17 protein-coding genes and 1 tRNA gene are annotated in these 17188 nt (G+C 35.8%); 11 read left to right on the top strand and 7 right to left on the bottom strand.

The features are described 5' to 3' along the window. Window positions 1-240: 240 nt before the first annotated feature. Both ACW9XH_RS02485 and ACW9XH_RS02480 read left to right on the top strand, forming a co-directional pair. The gene (locus ACW9XH_RS02485) at window positions 241-1020 is read left to right on the top strand and encodes a hypothetical protein (protein WP_457759050.1); all 780 of its coding nucleotides are present in this window, start codon (window positions 241-243) and stop codon (window positions 1018-1020) included. A 4-nt stretch (window positions 1021-1024) separates the two neighbouring features. Further along, window positions 1025-4864, top strand: coding sequence for a CFI-box-CTERM domain-containing protein (locus ACW9XH_RS02480; protein ID WP_457759049.1), 3840 nt, complete (start codon window positions 1025-1027; stop codon window positions 4862-4864). A 62-nt stretch (window positions 4865-4926) separates the two neighbouring features. On the opposite strand, the gene ACW9XH_RS02475 is transcribed toward ACW9XH_RS02480, so the two are convergent. After that, on the bottom strand, window positions 4927-6033 hold the full coding sequence (locus ACW9XH_RS02475) for a hypothetical protein (protein ID WP_457759048.1): 1107 nt from the start codon (window positions 6031-6033) through the stop codon (window positions 4927-4929). A 2-nt stretch (window positions 6034-6035) separates the two neighbouring features. After that, window positions 6036-6644 carry a hypothetical protein gene (locus tag ACW9XH_RS02470; RefSeq protein WP_457759047.1) on the bottom strand — a complete coding sequence of 203 codons (609 nt, stop codon included), beginning with the start codon at window positions 6642-6644 and terminating at the stop codon, window positions 6036-6038. 142 nt (window positions 6645-6786) lie between these two features. Here ACW9XH_RS02470 and ACW9XH_RS02465 point away from each other — a divergent pair, with 142 nt between their 5' ends. The 4 genes from ACW9XH_RS02465 to ACW9XH_RS02450 all read left to right on the top strand — a co-directional run bounded on the left by ACW9XH_RS02465 (window position 6787) and on the right by ACW9XH_RS02450 (window position 8272). Further along, on the top strand, window positions 6787-6918 hold the full coding sequence (locus ACW9XH_RS02465) for a hypothetical protein (RefSeq protein WP_457759046.1): 132 nt from the start codon (window positions 6787-6789) through the stop codon (window positions 6916-6918). A 65-nt stretch (window positions 6919-6983) separates the two neighbouring features. Next, window positions 6984-7406: a hypothetical protein gene (locus tag ACW9XH_RS02460; RefSeq protein WP_457759045.1), complete on the top strand. Its 423-nt coding sequence runs from the start codon at window positions 6984-6986 to the stop codon at window positions 7404-7406. A 61-nt stretch (window positions 7407-7467) separates the two neighbouring features. Further along, window positions 7468-8007: an inorganic diphosphatase gene (locus tag ACW9XH_RS02455; RefSeq protein WP_457759044.1), complete on the top strand. Its 540-nt coding sequence runs from the start codon at window positions 7468-7470 to the stop codon at window positions 8005-8007. A 1-nt stretch (window position 8008) separates the two neighbouring features. Beyond that, window positions 8009-8272 (top strand): UBP-type zinc finger domain-containing protein, encoded by a 264-nt coding sequence (locus ACW9XH_RS02450; RefSeq protein ID WP_457759043.1) that lies wholly within the window; start codon window positions 8009-8011, stop codon window positions 8270-8272. Window positions 8273-8308: 36 nt separating this feature from the next. Here ACW9XH_RS02450 and ACW9XH_RS02445 read toward each other — a convergent pair whose 3' ends face one another. Together ACW9XH_RS02445 and ACW9XH_RS02440 are read right to left on the bottom strand one after the other, a co-directional pair. Beyond that, the gene (locus tag ACW9XH_RS02445) at window positions 8309-8869 is read right to left on the bottom strand and encodes a TATA-box-binding protein (RefSeq protein ID WP_457759042.1); all 561 of its coding nucleotides are present in this window, start codon (window positions 8867-8869) and stop codon (window positions 8309-8311) included. 4 nt (window positions 8870-8873) lie between these two features. Then, complete coding sequence (locus ACW9XH_RS02440; RefSeq protein WP_457759099.1) at window positions 8874-9806, bottom strand: transcription initiation factor IIB; 933 nt, start codon at window positions 9804-9806, stop codon at window positions 8874-8876. A gap of 209 nt (window positions 9807-10015) precedes the next feature. Between ACW9XH_RS02440 and ACW9XH_RS02435 the strand changes: the two genes are divergently transcribed. After that, entirely contained in the window at window positions 10016-11788 is a 1773-nt protein-coding gene (locus ACW9XH_RS02435) for a M3 family oligoendopeptidase (RefSeq protein ID WP_457759041.1), read from the top strand. A 115-nt stretch (window positions 11789-11903) separates the two neighbouring features. On the opposite strand, the gene ACW9XH_RS02430 is transcribed toward ACW9XH_RS02435, so the two are convergent. Beyond that, the gene (locus ACW9XH_RS02430; RefSeq protein WP_457759040.1) at window positions 11904-12476 is read right to left on the bottom strand and encodes a hypothetical protein; all 573 of its coding nucleotides are present in this window, start codon (window positions 12474-12476) and stop codon (window positions 11904-11906) included. A 141-nt stretch (window positions 12477-12617) separates the two neighbouring features. Here ACW9XH_RS02430 and ACW9XH_RS02425 point away from each other — a divergent pair, with 141 nt between their 5' ends. Next, window positions 12618-13766 carry a hypothetical protein gene (locus ACW9XH_RS02425; RefSeq protein WP_457759039.1) on the top strand — a complete coding sequence of 383 codons (1149 nt, stop codon included), beginning with the start codon at window positions 12618-12620 and terminating at the stop codon, window positions 13764-13766. Here the strand turns inward: ACW9XH_RS02425 and ACW9XH_RS02420 are convergent, their stop codons facing one another. After that, window positions 13767-14318, bottom strand: a complete 552-nt coding sequence (locus ACW9XH_RS02420) for a pyruvoyl-dependent arginine decarboxylase (RefSeq protein WP_457759038.1) — start codon at window positions 14316-14318, stop codon at window positions 13767-13769. An 84-nt stretch (window positions 14319-14402) separates the two neighbouring features. Beyond that, the gene (locus ACW9XH_RS02415) at window positions 14403-14633 is read right to left on the bottom strand and encodes a hypothetical protein (RefSeq protein ID WP_457759037.1); all 231 of its coding nucleotides are present in this window, start codon (window positions 14631-14633) and stop codon (window positions 14403-14405) included. Window positions 14634-14756: 123 nt separating this feature from the next. Here ACW9XH_RS02415 and ACW9XH_RS02410 point away from each other — a divergent pair. From ACW9XH_RS02410 to ACW9XH_RS02400, 3 genes are all read left to right on the top strand, one after another. After that, window positions 14757-14830 (top strand) — tRNA-Thr (locus tag ACW9XH_RS02410). 74 nt (window positions 14831-14904) lie between these two features. Next, entirely contained in the window at window positions 14905-15711 is an 807-nt protein-coding gene (locus tag ACW9XH_RS02405) for a DsbA family protein (RefSeq protein WP_457759098.1), read from the top strand. A 101-nt stretch (window positions 15712-15812) separates the two neighbouring features. Next, window positions 15813-17138: a DEAD/DEAH box helicase gene (locus ACW9XH_RS02400; protein WP_457759036.1), complete on the top strand. Its 1326-nt coding sequence runs from the start codon at window positions 15813-15815 to the stop codon at window positions 17136-17138. Window positions 17139-17188: the final 50 nt, after the last annotated feature.

Genomic DNA, 17188 nt, shown 5'->3' with positions numbered 1-17188 from the left:
TGGATTGGAGTTTAATCTTCATCATGACTTTATTTGTCATATTGAAAAGTGACTCCATTCCGGGGTCCAAAAATAAAGAATTTGAGTCAAATGCTGGAGTTTGTGTCGTTGTGTTCATTGGTCTTCAATGATCGTAGTGGTTACAATGGATATAACCAAGGTTTTCGATTAGGCGTAAAAATTGGTTCGAACCATGCGAACCTCCCCTATTTTGCATACCAGAAGTGGGATTACATACTATTGCTTATAAAGCAAAAACAAGTAAATCCCATATTGAAAAATAGGCAAATAGCCGTCATTACGATTGCGTCAGTAGCAATATTGCTAACATTATCTACAGTTTACTCCAATTTGGATATTATTCAGGCATATGCAGGAGAAACACTATCAAATGATAACGTAGCAAAGACAATACTCGTCAGAATAAACCCGACAGGAACAAACATCGAGTATCCATTTGATTCATTTTCAAGAATTGGATTTGTAGATGGAGAGGGAAATTTCTTACTAGAATCAGTTCCAAGCAAGGACAAAAAGCCATTTTACTCATTGGTAAAAAAATCTCTTGATGCAAAAACAACATTGCTTAAAAACAAGGGAATGAATGTGAATATAGATATTTTTTCTGGAGATGGAGAGATAATTGAGACATTAAAATATTCTAATTGTGATGTTACAGAGTATTTTGTTCACGGTGTAGACTCGTTAGGAAAAATATGGTTTGTAGAAAATACAGGAACAGTTGAAATCAGAGAAGTTACAAAATTTGAATGTGTATCACTGACCTTAGAAATAGAATACACAGAAGAGGAAGTTACACAGATAGAAAAAATAATCGAATTTACTAGTACGAGTAGATTTGAGTATGAGGGAGATGAACCATATTTCAGCACGCCAGCAACTAACGGTACTGAAGGAGAATTATTTTACAACAGCATGACAAACACACTACAAAAATTCGTAAAAGGTGAATGGATAGATATTTCAGGAAAGGGCGGACCACCATCACCAAGAAGGTAGTATAATGAAACTACAGATCATTGTCATTCTGCTTGTATCAATAGGAATTACAGTAGGTCTAGCCCAAATAGGAAATGAGCAGATATTCATCACAGTTACATCTGAAGGAAAAGCCAAGATTTCCCAGTCTTTGTTTCCAGAGACATTTGTCTCCACAATAGATGTCAAGGTAATTTCGGACAACATTTCAAATCTGTTAGCAATTGATGAGCAAAACATTCTCCTAGGAACATCTCAGAATCAGGAACTGCTAAAAATTGCAACTCTCGGGGCATCCTCTGTGAATTTAAAATATAATGCAGATATCCTATCCTATGAATCAGGAGTCTTCAAACTCAAATATAACAGCGAACTGGAATCCAGGGTCAATCTTCCACCACTCTCAAAACTAGTATCGCTAAATACAATCCCAATAGAAATCACTGATGAGGAGTACGTGTTACCTCCAGGAGACATTACTCTGAGTTTTACCATCAGGCCAGTCACATCAAAGGAATTTTTTGTTCCTGTCGGGGATTCAGAGTATAAAGTAGAGACAATCACTGCAGCAAAGATTGAAGGATTCTCTGCAAATTCAGACGAGATTCAATTTATCATAAAAGACAGGGCAATTGTTTTGACAATTATTCCCACAAAGGTAATGACCAATCCAAATGACGCGTTACTCAATGGTGAAAAAGTAGATTTTACACAATTTCACAAAAATTCAACACATTCATGGATTAGAATAGATCCTCATGAGAAGGGTCTAGTCAAAATTCTAGATACGACAGAGAAAACAGAGGAAGGAGGCGGTTGTCTCATTGCAACTGCAACATATGGCTCTGAAATGGCACCACAAGTTCAGTTGCTAAGAGAAATTCGAGACAATCAACTGATGAATACTGTATCGGGAGTATCATTTATGACCGGATTCAATTCATTTTACTATTCATTCTCACCACATGTGGCAGATCTGGAAAGAGAGAATCCAATCCTTAAAGAAATTGTAAAAATTGGAATTACCCCATTGTTATCATCACTTTTTGTAATGGAATATGCAGAAACAGACGGTGAAATTTTAGGATTAGGTATCAGTGTGATCCTAATGAATATTGGAATGTACTTTGTTTTGCCATTTGTAATATGTTATTATGTTATGAGGTTTATGCGAACCAGACGCCTGCAGAAGTCGAGCTTGGTCGTTATAACCAATTGTAACTATAGATCAGTATTGAAAATTGGTCTCTTCGGCCTAATTGCACTATTCGTATTATCGGTTAGTGTGCCTTCAGCTTTTGCACAATCAACTGAATTAGCAGAATCACCAATCATAATGGTTCTAGATATTACTCATCAAAATATTTTAGATTCACTAGAAGATGCGGGAATCAACCCTGAAAATGATCCATATTATACTGAAGCAAAAATACAGTATGATGCTGCAATTGCCGCATTAAACGAAGATGATGTAGTAGATGCCAAAAACAGTGCATTGATTGCAATGGCATTGTTTGAAAAATCAGCAGAAGAGATTGGAGCATTAGAAGAACAGGCATCAACTCAATTGCCTCCAGGATTGGGAGCAGGAATTGGAAGCGCATCAGATACTGGAATTACACAAGGTCAGGGATTAGGAGTAGGCGTTCCACCAGGAATATTGAATCAAATTACAGCTGCTAACACATTTGAGATTCAAGAGCAAATTACAGAGATTGATAGCGAGATAGAAGGATTACAGAATTTAATTGAATCAAGCAATTTACCAGTTAATTTAGAAAAAGCAAACGAATCAGTAAATTTGGCAAAAGAGGTTTTGCTAAGCGGAGATATTCCAAATGCACAAGCAAAACTAGCAGTTGCAAAGGAGATCAAAGATGATCTATATGATCAAATCAACGAAGCAGTAAAGGATAACGAAGATGAAAGAATTCAGCAATTTGTAGATAATAGTATAAGCAACATCAATGAAATGCTAGAAAAAGACAATCTAGGTTTAACTAAAAAAGCAATTAATGAGTTGGAAAGCACATTGGCAGTTTTAGAGAGTGGAGATATCAATGAAATTTTAGATAAAACAGATGATAACAGTGAGTTTGCAAAGGAAGTAAAAGATAAAGAAAATTCTGGAAACAGTGAGGATGCACCAGGACAGAACAAGGCTGACAGTGGGGATGAATCACCAGGAAAGAGCGGTGAAGCACCAGGACAGAACAAGGCTGACAGTGGGGATGAATCACCAGGAAAGAGCGGTGAAGCACCAGGACAGAACAAGGAAAAAGATAATGAAGAGACTGGATTGCCACCAGGATTTGATAGTGCATCAGATACTGGAAAAGCAAATGGTCAGGGTAACGGATTAGGAACAGGCAAAGTTCCTCCAGGATTAGCAAAGAAAATGTTTGAGAGCAATGTAGATGGCAGCATTGTTGAATCTTTTGAAAATAATCCATCAGAGAACGGGTTTGGAAATCTTCCACCAGGATTAGCAAAGAAATTTGATGCTAATTTTGAATCAAATTTTGAATCAAGTCCTGACGATTATTATGAGAATAGTTTTGAAGCTAAAATAGAAAAGAGTTTTGAGAAGAACTTTGACGGAACTAAGAAAGGTAACGGTAATGGCAAAGGTCAGTTAGGCGAATCACCAGGAAAGAGTGCAGACGCTCCAGGAAAGAATAAAGCTAAATCAAACAATGGTAATGGTAACAATGGTAATGGTAACAATGGTAACAATGGTAACAATGGTAACAATGGTAACAATGGTAACAATGGTAACAACGGTAATGGGAATGGAAATAATGCCCAAGCAGGAGTTACGGATAATGATTCTACAAATACATCAGGTACTGTGAATCTAGAATATACAGTAAAAGACTTCACAGCTAAAAACAATGGTGGACAAGATAAGACAAGTTCCATAACAATTCTTGTAAAGGATCCTGATGATGTAACAATAGGAAGTGGTTCAGAATCACAACCATTTGCATTTACTCCAACAAAGGAAGGGAATTATGTCATTACAGTAAGCTTCAGCGGGCAAGGAAGCTTACCTAATGGTGTCAGAACAGTTACGATGGCATCTGCTAGCAGTGGAACTACATATGTTGTTGACTTTTTGGATGTCTATGAATCATCAACTACAACGTTAGGAGACGGTACTGCAATTTGTGAGAATGTAGATCTAAAATCAGATTCAAGTTGTGGTGGAATTCTTCGGCCAGGAGCAACATATCAATTTGAAATTGAAGTTGACAATACAGGTGATACTGCAGGAAGTCCTACTCAGTTAGATTTTGAATCATCTGTCGCATCTAATGATGTATTGGGATCTATTGTATCGGGCGATATTTTAAATTCTGGATGTTCAACTACTACTGATTGGACGGAATCCATATCATCTACAATAGCTAGAACATCAAGCGTCTCAACTTGTGAAATTACAGGACCAGGTACTGTAGAGTTTTGGATGATCATAACATTAAATGCTGATGCAGCTGATGATACTGCAACATTTAGTATTACAGATGGTACAAATTCGGACACCTCAACGACCACCACATTTACAATAAATACACCACCTACTGCAAACGCAGGATTAGATGTCTCAATTAATGTAAACGGACCTAGTGGCACTCTGAATGGTTCAGGTTCATCAGATTCAGATGGAACAATAAGCACATATCTTTGGGAAGCAATTAGTGGAAATCCAGCTTTAACCCTTACTAATGAAAATTCAGAGTCTGCAACAGTAACTTCTACATCTAATGGTCAAAAGAACAAGACATTTGATTTCAGATTAACTGTAACAGATAATGATGGTGAAACACACACAGATACTGTAACAGTTTCGGTAAATCCTTAGTATTTTAATTAAATTTTCAATAATTTACCAGGAATTTTATCACATATTGGCCTGATAAACTCTCAATCTTCTGTAATTTTCAAATATTTTGAATCAGATACAATTCTAGATGAATGCATCTCATCTAATTTTAATTTAATTTGTTCAGATAAATAATCTGAGAGTTTCTTGTCATATCCATCTTCATATTTTTTCTCAGATTCCCCTACTCGCTCTATAACTTTTTCTACGATTCGCTCAATAGGTTTCTCCTCAACTACAGGAACCCTGCTCTTGAATTTTCTAAAACCAACCACACCAATAATCAATATTGGAATTACAATCACTCCAATTAGAAGAGAGTAATTTTTATCAACTTTGGCAGAAACCGTCACAGGACCATCAACGAATACTTGAGCAACATTTCCATCATATGTCACATCAGCACCTTCCCAGCCAGATACAGAGTTTAAAACTAATCCATCACTGCCAGCATCAATTTCTATTGGCACAGATACTCCCTGCTCATACCAGCCACTTCCACGAGTTTCTCCATAGTCAGAAATAACATTGAGTTTGTACTGGTATGTAGTGAAAAAATCAACCTGATGATACTCATTCAGCAGAATTGGAGGAGTAGTAAATGATGTAGAGTCATCACCTTCAATTTCCCAAAATTCGGCCTTATCCAAAGACCAGCCAGTAATCTCTTGTCGAACCTTGTTTGGCTCAATCTCAGTAGTTTTCTGCACATTTACAGATACTTCAGTTCCGGAATCAAACCAGTTATCATTTGTAGGAGAAGAGGGAAGGAAGGAAAAATCATTTGTTCCCTCTACACTTAGAGCGTATTGAGGAACTGCTGAAAATACGATACTGTGTGATGAATCAGTTGGAACAGATAATGTAAAATCACCACGAGCTGTTCTAGATAGTTTCACAGTCTCACCATCCAAAGTGTAGGATACTAGATTATACCTACTAGTTTCATCTTGAACCCATGAATGATTTTGGGATAGTGTAAAGGTTTGTCCAGAAACTAATGGAACCTCATATGATGGAAGGAGGTTATTTTCGAAACTCACCTTTAGTGTATTTGTATTTGAGAACTGCCCATATGCCAAATAATCATACCCACTAGCAAAAACAAAACTAGCCAAAACCAAACCAAAGATCATCAAAAACTTCATGGTTAAGATGCCACCAATGTTTCCAATCCAGAATACTTTGAATCTAGTTTTTCATTAATTTGATCAAGGGATTTTTTGTAATCGCTGTTTAGTGTTTCGTATTTTCCACGGGGAATTACATCAGCATCATAATCAGAATGGAGCTTGTTCAGAGATTGCTCGTATCCGTATTTTTTTGCCAATAAAAGATAGAATTCATCAGACAGAGGCCAGGTGTTTTTTGGCAGTTCAAACACATCGCCAATTGGCTGAGAACTCTCACCCCTGAAACTATCAATCTCCTTGATTTTTTGGAATCTGTATGCAGTCAAAATGTATCGAACATCATTTGATGCGTATTTGAGTTTCTCAACCAGTCCACATTTTAGAAGAGACTTTTCAATTGTCAAGCGAACCAAATCTTGTTTTAATTTGTCATTCTCACCTGTTGTCTTTAGAGCAATTTGAGACAGTTTTACTGGGCCCATCTCTTCAGCAGTTAATTCTGAAATTGCAAAAAGAATTTTTTGAGTCAATAATTGGTTTGAACTTTCCTCAAGATATTTGAAGCAATTTTCTTTGAGGGGTTTTATTTTTAAAATTCGCGCAATAAGGTCTTCTTCACTAAGCAACTATAATCACCATTTCTCTTTACAACTGACTCTAAAGTAGATAGACATATTATTTTTGATAAAATCTTAGGTATTTTTTGGGCGGTTTTCGCAATATATCATAATAACTCTGGTTTAAAGGGGTCAAAATCAGAGCAATATCATGAAAGCCAAGTTTACCGGAAAATGCGTTGAATGCGGCGATATGATAAAATCAGGCAAGGAGATTCTAAAGAACTCTAAAGATCAGTGGGTTCACAAGGCATGCTGTGACTTGGAAGAAGAATTGCCATAACTAGACCAGAATTAGTACGAATTAGTAACAAATTTTTTAAATGACTTTACAAAAATGAGAATGAAATGAGTTCAGAATCAACCATATTGCTAATGGCATCAATTATGGCAGTATTTGCAATTATGACTGTACCAGGAGATATTTCTGCCGAATCAAATCAAGTTACTGTAACTCCAATTAATGAAAAAGTCAGTTTGGAAAAAACAGTTACCACAATGAATGTTCCTGAAGACAACAAACTGCCATGGGGAACCGTAAGAGGTGGAGCATCAGATGTCGCTGAAAGATATCCAATAATCATTCAATTCTACAAAGGAGAAGATCCAGTTCACTTTGCTCAAGTCGATGCAAAAGGTGACGGTTCATACGAATACAAATTCAGAGTAAGAAATCTAGATTTGAACACAGGTGAATTTGTCAATATCTTTGAAGGAGACTATACAGTAAAAATCTACAAAGTGATTCCAAATACCAATGATCTAGTATAATCAACAGAGCCATTATTTTCATAGAATTCATATACTGAATGCCAAAATGAAGAGCTAGAAAATGAGCAAGAATTTTTGGCACGACATAGAATCAGGCAACGACGTCCCTGAAATAATCAACACCATAATAGAGATTCCAAAAGGATCCATGAACAAGTACGAATATGATAAAAAAAATAACATGATGAAATTAGACAGAGTATTATTTTCCCCATTTCATTACCCTGGAGATTACGGATTAATCCCTCAAACATTGTCTGAGGATGGAGACCCGCTTGATGCACTGGTACTAGTTACAAATCCCACATATCCAGGAATTTTGATTGAAGCAAGGCCAATAGGATTACTGCAAATGAAAGATGATGGAAAGATGGATGACAAAATTATTTGTGTTGCAACAAATGACCCAAGATATTTGCACACTACGGACATCACCAGTCTTGAAGATCACTATCGTTCAGAGATTGCTCACTTTTTCCAAGTTTACAAAGATTTGGAAGGGAAAAAAGTAGAGATCATAGGATGGAAGTCAGCTAAAGAGGCCAAAGTTGTAATCATCGAATCAATCAAAAGATACAAGGACACTTTGAAAAAATATTAGCATGCCAAAAGAATGCGAGCATTTCACTCAAGGAAACAAAGTATCTCAGAATACAAAAAATTGTCAAGAATGTGAAATAGAGCATCTTCCAGTGGTTGCACTTCGAATGTGTTTAACATGTGGGCATGTTGGTTGTTGTGATTCATCAATTGGTAAACATGCGACTAAACATTTTGAGGAAACAGGTCACCCTGTAATGCAAGCAGTTCCAGAGAACATTTGGAAATGGTGCTACATTCATGAAGAGTATTATCAGTCAGAATAATTTTGGATTTTAGATAAGAAAGTATTTTTTACGATTTTAATCGTAAACCATCAAGTCTTTTTCTTCAAGCAATGCATGGATTTGGTTGACAGAGCGATGAACGTCTTTTTCAAGTTTGGCTCCAACACACACCAGCTTACCTGATGCAAAAATCAGAATGACAGTTTTTGGATCAAGCATTCTATGAATTAGTCCAGGGAATTGTTCTGGTTCATACATGCTTCTTGGCAGAGTTCTTGCAGCTTGCTCCAAGTTTACCTTGCCTCCAAGATTAATTGAAGATACAATGTTCTGAATTGAAACTATAGGATCATTTTTGATTTTGATTTTTCCTTTTCGCAAGATTTTCACTACCTCAAAGACTGCAGTTTCTGCTAATTCCTGAGATTTTGCGCCTGTACATACCATTTTTCCTGAACCAAAGAGCAATGTTGCAGTCTTTGGACTTTTTAGTCTGAATACTGCACCTGGGAATTGTTCTGGATGATATTCTACTGCTGGGAATTTTTTAGTGATATCAACAAGGTCTAATTTTTGTTCAATAGTTGCAGAAGCTACCACATTGACAATTGCGATTATAGGTTTAGTTTGAGTCATTTTTTCATTTGCCTCCCATCATATCCATATTTTGGTCTAATCTCAGGCCTTTGTATCTATTTCTAATTGTAACCTCAGTAACATTTGCAGCCTCTGCAATATCACGTTGAGTTTTATCCTCACCGTTTTTCACACAAGACAAGTATAGTGCTGCCGCTGCCAGTCCCATCGGATCTTTTCCTGCAGACTCTTCATGGGCTTGTGCATCTCTGAGTACTTTGACTGCAAATCGTTTTGTTTTTTCTGTAATTCCAATAGAGCTTGCAATTCTTGCCACACATTGTACTGGGTCCACTACAGGCATTTTTAATTCCAATTCTTGATGTAAAATTCTATAGCATCTTGAGATATCTTTTTTCTTAATGTTACCAGCATCTGAAACGTCTTTTAGAGTTCTAGGAGTTTCAGTGTCTCTACATGCAGCATAAAGTGATGCTGCAATTAATGCTGAGATAGAGCGACCTTTTACAAGACCCTTCTCCAATGCTTTTCTGTAAATGTATGATGCTTTTTCAATAACTGCATCAGATAATGAAAGTTTGTCTTTTAATGTAGATAATTCACTTAGTGCTTGTCTGAGATTTTTGTCAGATGAGGCATTTACTTTACTTCTACTGTCCCAAGTTCGCAGTCTTTCAATAGTACTCTTCATTGTAGATGTAAGTGGTTTTCCAGAAGAGTCTTTGTTCATAGGGCTGATAATTGTTGCAAGGCCTCTATCGTGCATTGCTAATGATGTAGGAGCGCCAGTACGAGTTGGATCTGCACCACCTTCTTTTGAAAATGATCTCCATTCAGGACCAGAATCCTGCAAAGTCTCAGTAATAACAAAACCACATTTTCCACAGAATCGCTCACCAGTGACATTATCAGCCAACATGGAATTCTTTCCACAACGACCACAAATCGAATCTGCATTAACAATTTCCAAAACCAACACTATTCCAATATTGTATGATTGATTTCCTATAATAACCGATTTATTTGCAGATTTTTGGCATATTTTTGAGCCTAAAAAGACAGGAGATCTGACAAAAAAAGGCCTAAAATTTCATTTTAAAGAGAATTTTCTCTCAGGTAAACTATTGGGAAAATTGGACATCACCGCATGCATTTTTTAATAGTTACAAAAAAGCACAGACTAGGATGTCATCGTATCAGTTAGGCAAATGGGATCTAACAGAATTAGTAAAAAATCCAAAAAGTCCTGCTTTTCAAAAACAAATCCAAGAGTTAGAAAAACAGGCAATAAAATTTGAAAAAATAAAATCAAAGTTAGATCCTAAAATGTCATCTAAAGAATTTATGAATATTCTCCATCAAGTCGAAGAGATTTCAGAAAACATGAGCAAGATTGGAGGATACGCATCACTGGCATATTCTTCAGATACTCAATCAGATGAAGCAACGTCACTGATGACAAAGATGTCAAAACTTGGCTCTGAAATTTCAAACAAAATTTTGTTTTTTGATTTATGGTGGAAAATAAAAGTTGATGAAAAAAATGCTAAAAGACTCATGAAGGATGCAGGAGAAATTACAGAGTATCTTTCACACAAAAGATTATTTGCAAAATACGCATTAAGCGAACCTGAAGAACGCATCATAAACACGCTAGATGTGACAGGAATATCTGCACTTGTAAAACTGTATGATAAAATTACGAATTCTTTTGAATACAAAATGAAAATTGGAAGTAAAACAAAAGCAATGACAAGAGAAGAACTTACAAATTATGTAAGAAGCACAAATCCAAAAATCAGAGAGACAGCATACAAAACAATTCTTTCAAAATATCATGAAAACAAAGGAGTGGTTGGAGAAATTTATCAAAATATTGTTCTTAATTGGAAAGATGAAGGAATGGAGATCAGAGGATATGAATCCCCAATATCAATGAGAAATATTGGAAATGATGTAGATGATAAAACCACAGATTCCCTACTCTCAGTTTGCAAAAAGAATTCACCGGTTTTTCAAAAATTTTTCGTCCAAAAAGCAAAGATGCTAAATATGAAAAAACTGCAAAGGTATGATTTGTACGCTCCAGCAGCAGCAAACATCAAAGAAAAAAACTATTCGTACGATAAATCAGTGAAACTGGTTTTTGAATCCCTAGGCAAATTCAGCAGCACACTAGAAGAATATGCACGCAAAGTATTCAATGAAAAACACATTGATTCAGACATCAGACAAGGAAAAAGAGACGGGGCTTTTTGCAGCACCTTGACTCCTAAAATCACACCCTATGTGCTGGTAAATTTTACAGGCAAGTCAAGGGATGTGTTTACTTTGGCTCACGAGTTAGGTCATGCAGTGCACAGTCAAGCAGCGCAGGATAGATCAATTCTGGTTCAAGATGCCCCGCTACCGTTGGCTGAGACTGCATCAACATTTTCAGAATTACTTCTATATGATAATCTCTCAAACAAAATTTCAGACGATGAGAAAAAGGCAATGCTTTCAGAAAAAATCGATGATTTGTATGCCACAATACTAAGACAGTCATTTTTCACAATTTTTGAAGTTGATGCCCATAAACAAATTGGAGAGGGCACCACCATAGATGAAATATCAAAAACATATTTGCAAAATCTCAAAGTTCAATTTGGAAATTCAGTTAGTTTGTCTGATGACTTTGCAATAGAGTGGAGCAGCATTCCTCATTTTTACCATACTCCGTTTTACTGCTATGCGTATTCTTTTGGTAATTTGTTAGCTTTGTCATTGTTTCAAAGATACAAAAAAGAAGGCAAAGACTTTGTTCCAGCATACATCAGCATTCTTGCAGCTGGGGGTTCCAAGAAACCAGAGAAACTACTTTCAGAATATGGATTTGACATCACCAGTCCAAAATTCTGGCAAGAAGGATTTGATTATGTCAAAGAGCAAGTAAAAGCACTCTCATCTTTGAATTAAATTTTAGAATAAATGGGGCCGACAGTCCAACGCATGGACTGCCGGCTTGTTCCCCGAACGGTTTGAATTCGATGTCAAATCAAATGCATAGATAATCTGATTTAAACGTTTGAAATTATTTTAGGTTCAGTTTTTTTGGTTTTATCTTCCTAATTGTGCCCATAAGAATGCCAATAGTGATTCCTAACTGATAAAGGAAATACAGTAAAACTTCAAAGGTGCTCGGGGTAAGATCAGTAAATCTACTGACTGCAGTCAATACCAGCAAGAGTGCACTGAAAAAGAAAACAAATGCTCTGGTAATTCCATTCAGATTAGTAAATTTTAACACAACAAAACTCATCACAGTGAATGAAATTGCAAGTACGGTTAGAAAGCCAGTATTCATTCCAAAAATCAAAAACAGCACAGATGCTAATTCGCCAGGACTATTTGCAGACAGATTTGAGAGAGTGATTTTCTCAGGAGAGGCAAACCGTGGGACACTTAAAATTGCATTTATCAAAAATAAGACAAACATTGTAATGGATACTGTTTTTACACGATTTTGTAGACGTGGAAATCTTACTAGAATAGCCCTGCCAAGAACAATTCCTTGAAATAAACCAATACCAAAAGCACTCAAAATTGCAATTAATTGAATTATCGGATGCTGAAAAAGATCTACAAATATTGGAATTAGTGCCATGTTATCTAGATATTAGCATAAATGGGAATATTAGTTACCAGATAAGATATTTTTCTAAAAAAACAAAAAACTTTTCTTCGTAGAATTTTAGCAAATGAATCAAGAGTAAATTTAATAATTTCCTCATCAGAGTTAGGAAACATGTTGAAGAGTTTGATTTTTCTCACATTAATAATTTTGATCGGAGTTTCAGCAAATAATGCGTATTCACAAGAGATAGGTCTTGCAACTTTTCAGGAAATGGCACAAGTAATCATAGACAAGAGCATATCTCAAAACGTTACATCGTCAATAACATTGCAAAGTACCAGCATTCAAGAAATCAAAATTCCAGCAGAATTAGAGCAAAGAATCAGAGAGAATGGCAACATCTCAGCAGTAACCATAACAAACCAAAATCAATGCATTCTAGGAGTTAATGACGAATCATGTATTTTGATAAATGTAAAAAGAAATTCAGCAGATAAAAATTATCTAGAAATTCGAAATTCAACATTGAGGGAATCAGAGAAATTTATTGATGAGATAAATCAAGTGTTTGACACAAAAGCAGAACTTCATTCTGTTTTCATTCATACCAATGATGAAACAAGTACTGCATTGCAGACATCAGGAGTGATTTCAGGCAAAGGAACTATTTCAGCAGTATACACCATGCCTATGGAAGATACGGATTCAATGTATGAGAAAATATCAGCAATCCTACTACCAAAAATCATCAGAGAGAGTGGAGGATTCTACGATGTTGCAAGAAATCTATCAACAGATGAGAATGCAAAAATGTCATTCTCAATAATACCTACAGAGAACAAGTCATTGCTTCAATTAAGACTGTCAACGAGCTATCCACAGACGGCATCCAACATAGACAAAGTCAATCCGTTAGAATTTTTAAAAACAGACGAATTAAAAAGATCAGGTTATTTCTCCACAGGATTTTACCCACTAAATTCCATAATTCAAGTAGTGATTCTATCATCTGATGATACCAACGTTTCAGATGTTAATGGAAACATAGTCCCGACGCAAATCATAGGTAATGAAAGAATTCCAATAGAGGTTACACAACATGGATGGATTTTTGATCCTGAAGAAGGACAAAGAATTCAAGGAAAATACATTTTTGGTAAAGAGTCATCAGTGAATGAAAATGAATTAAAATTTTCTCTAGGTGGAAAAAATCTTCAAGTTGAAAAACCACAATTTGATGAATCAATTGCAGTGGTAATCATAATCACAATAGTTGCAATTGCAGCTGCATTGTTTTATCTTAAAGGATATAAAAAATGATCACAGTAAAAGAACAGCTGCTGCAAAGACAGTAGTCCACTTGCCATCTTTGTCACCTTTTGTAGATTGTGTAATGTTGTGAGTTTTGTAAATCTCTCCAGAGATTAACCACTGTTGTCTCTTTTCATTCCATGCTTTATCTGCGTCAAAAGGAATTCCTAAAGAAGATGCAAGCATTTGGGCTGCAATGTCCTCAGCGTAATCTCCTGCTTGGGTTTCATTTTGTCCAAAGGCCTCATATTCAGATAGATATCCATATCGCGACTTGTCTTTTGGTTGAGCAAGACCCACAGATGCTGAACATACTCTTTGAGGTTCATTTGTTTGATTTTTTGAATAAATTGTAAATAGTATTTGTCCTGGTGATATTTTTTTCAAGCCTTCTTTTCTACTGATCAGTTTTGCTTTTGGAGGAAAGATACTAGAAATTAAAACAAGGTTAGTTCCGGCAATACCAGCATCTCGAAGTGCATATTCAAAACTGGTCAATCTGTCCTCATGGACACCCTTACCTTTTGTAAGAAACAAATTCTTTGCAACAAGATCTAGCATTTCTGAATTCATGATAGAAAGTTATTATTTATACTTTAATTGGGACGAAATATTTTAGAATAATTTCAAATGGTCTGAAAAAGACTAGTCAGTTTTTCTTTTCTTCTTTCTTTTATCAGGTTCTTTTTGAATCTGTGTCAAAAGTAGAAATGAAAAGAATGCACCCAATCCGACATTGATTACGCCCATGAAAGTAATCATCATGGTCATAGAAGGCGGAGAAATTGGCGATAATCCAACAACAATACCGATCGCACCAGTAGCAAAAAACATCATCATCAAAACCTTGACTCGAGTAGGTTCGATGTATCTCATAAGAGGTATCAGAGTAGGGCATTATTATAAACTGACTGTGTTTTCAATGATTTTACAATAAAATAATTTTCAAATTAACCACAGGTAACACTTTAAACCTTCAAAAATTTTATTTTATTTCGTGCCAATGTAGCTCAGCCTGGTAGAGCAATTGATTTGTAATCAATAGGTCATGGGTTCAGATCCCGTCATTGGCTCTTCATTTCTAAAAACATCTCCAGTCCAAAAGTCGGCAATACGAATAAGTATGATAAATTTTGAATCAATTGAAATGAGTTTAGAGGATTCAGAAATTAGTCAAAATAATAATGGAAAAATATCCATAAAAAAATCTACATTTAACGGACTAATTATAGGAGTGATAATTCTAGTTGGAATTTCAGCATTCTTTGCAGGGTCATACACATCAAATCTAAATCCAAACCAAATTTCAACAGATGATCTTAATGATGCAATGGCAAAACTGGAGCTAAAACTGTTACAAAATCAACTACCTACAAAACAAGCAGCAGCACCAGTGAAAATTTCAATAGACAATGATCCGATCATAGGAAATCCAGATGCGCCAATTACAATCGTAGAGTTTTCAGACTTTCAGTGTCCATTTTGTGCAAGATTTCATACTCAGACATTACCATCAATTCTAGAGAATTATATCGAACAAGGCAAAGTGAAATTAGTTTTTAGAGATTTTCCTATTCAAAGTATTCATCCAAACGCACTACCAGCATCAGTTGCTGCAGAATGTGCAAATGATCAAAACAAGTTTAGAGAAATGCATGACATGCTATTTGAAAAACAAAATGATTGGAATAAACTAGAAACTGCCGATGCATTATCCATGTTTAGCCAATATGCTTCAACTATGCAACTAGATCAGAAAATATTTGATTCATGTCTTACTAGTGGAAAACATGTTTCAGAAATCCAAAAAGATCTAGATGATGGAAGAAACTATGGAGTTTCTGGAACTCCAGGATTCTTTGTAGGAAATGATCAAATTGGATTTGTTGAATTGAAAGGAGCCCAACCATTTGAAAGTTTCAAAAAAATAATTGATGCTCAATTAGATGCATGAAAAATACCAAGCGTTTATTAGACCACGAGCGACAACAATCATCAGAATAATGACGAGTGGGCAATGAGCTTTTTCGTCATTGCCAAAGAGATAAAGATAAAATGACAAAATTTAAAGATTTAGGATTAAGCGACGACGTTCTAAAAGGAATTACAGATCAAGGTTTTGAAGAAGCATTTCCAATTCAAGAAGCAGCCATCCCAGTATTATTATCAGGAAGAGACGTCGTAGGACAAGCACACACAGGTTCTGGAAAGACTGCAGCATTTGCATTATCAATGTTACAACAAATTCAACCAAAACAAGGAATTCAAGGATTAGTTATGGCACCAACAAGAGAACTTGCCATGCAGATTTCAGATGAAATTAAAAAATTCGGAAAATATACAGGAATCAAAGTAGCGACAATTTATGGAGGACAGGGAATGGGAATCCAGCTTGATGCACTCCACAGAGGAGTTGAAATCCTCGTAGCAACACCAGGTAGATTAATTGATCATCTCAAAAGGGGCTCAATAGAACTAAGAGACATCAGCCATATTGTTCTAGATGAAGCAGATACAATGCTAGACATGGGGTTCATTGACGATATTCAATTTATTTTAGATTTAGCACCAGAAGATAGAGTAATGTCATTGTTTTCAGCAACAATGCCAACCCAGATTCTAAGACTTTCTGAAGATTATCTAAAAAATCCAAAGCAATTCCTATTAGATGCAGATGATCTTAGTGGTGAAGGAATTGATCAATCATATTTAGTGATTAAAGATAGAGACAAATTCAAATATTTATTAGATTTTATCAAACCAGTAAAGGGTCAATGCATAGTATTTTGTTCAACAAAATATAGAACCAGAGATGTTCAAAAATTCCTCCATCAAGAGAAATACGATGCAGTTGCAATTGAAGGCGACATGTCACAACATAGAAGAGAGCAATCCATGGCAAAATTCAGAAACGGTAAAGCAGACATTCTAGTTGCAACAGATATTGCATCTAGAGGAATAGATGTTCCGCGAGTAGAATTAGTAATTAATTATGATGTTCCAAATGTAGAAATGGTATATTTCCATAGAATTGGAAGAACAGCAAGAGCGGGTACAAAAGGCAAAGCAGTGACATTTGTGTCTTATTCATCAGTAGGAGACTGGAATCTCATTAAACGTCAAATCAAAGTTCCACTTACAGACCTAAATCAAGAAATGGGAATTCAAATTTCAATCCCAGATCCACTCAAAAGACAAACCCCATCAAGAAGATATGGAGGTCAATCAAGATCAAATTATTCTAGAGGAGGTCGCTCTGGAGGATATGGAGGATCACGCAGTGGTGGAAATCCAAGAGACGACAGAGGTCCAAGAAAGAGATATGGGGACAAAGATAGTGGAAGCGGTGGCAATAGCTACGGCGGACGTAGTAGATGGTAATACTGTAAAACTTAAAGACTCGAACAACCTAATAATTCTAAGATAAGCCA

It is taken from the genome of Candidatus Nitrosopumilus sp. bin_32a (assembly GCF_054095935.1).
Note: the sequence above shows the minus strand (reverse complement) of the source record. Positions and strands in the feature narration are given on the sequence as shown.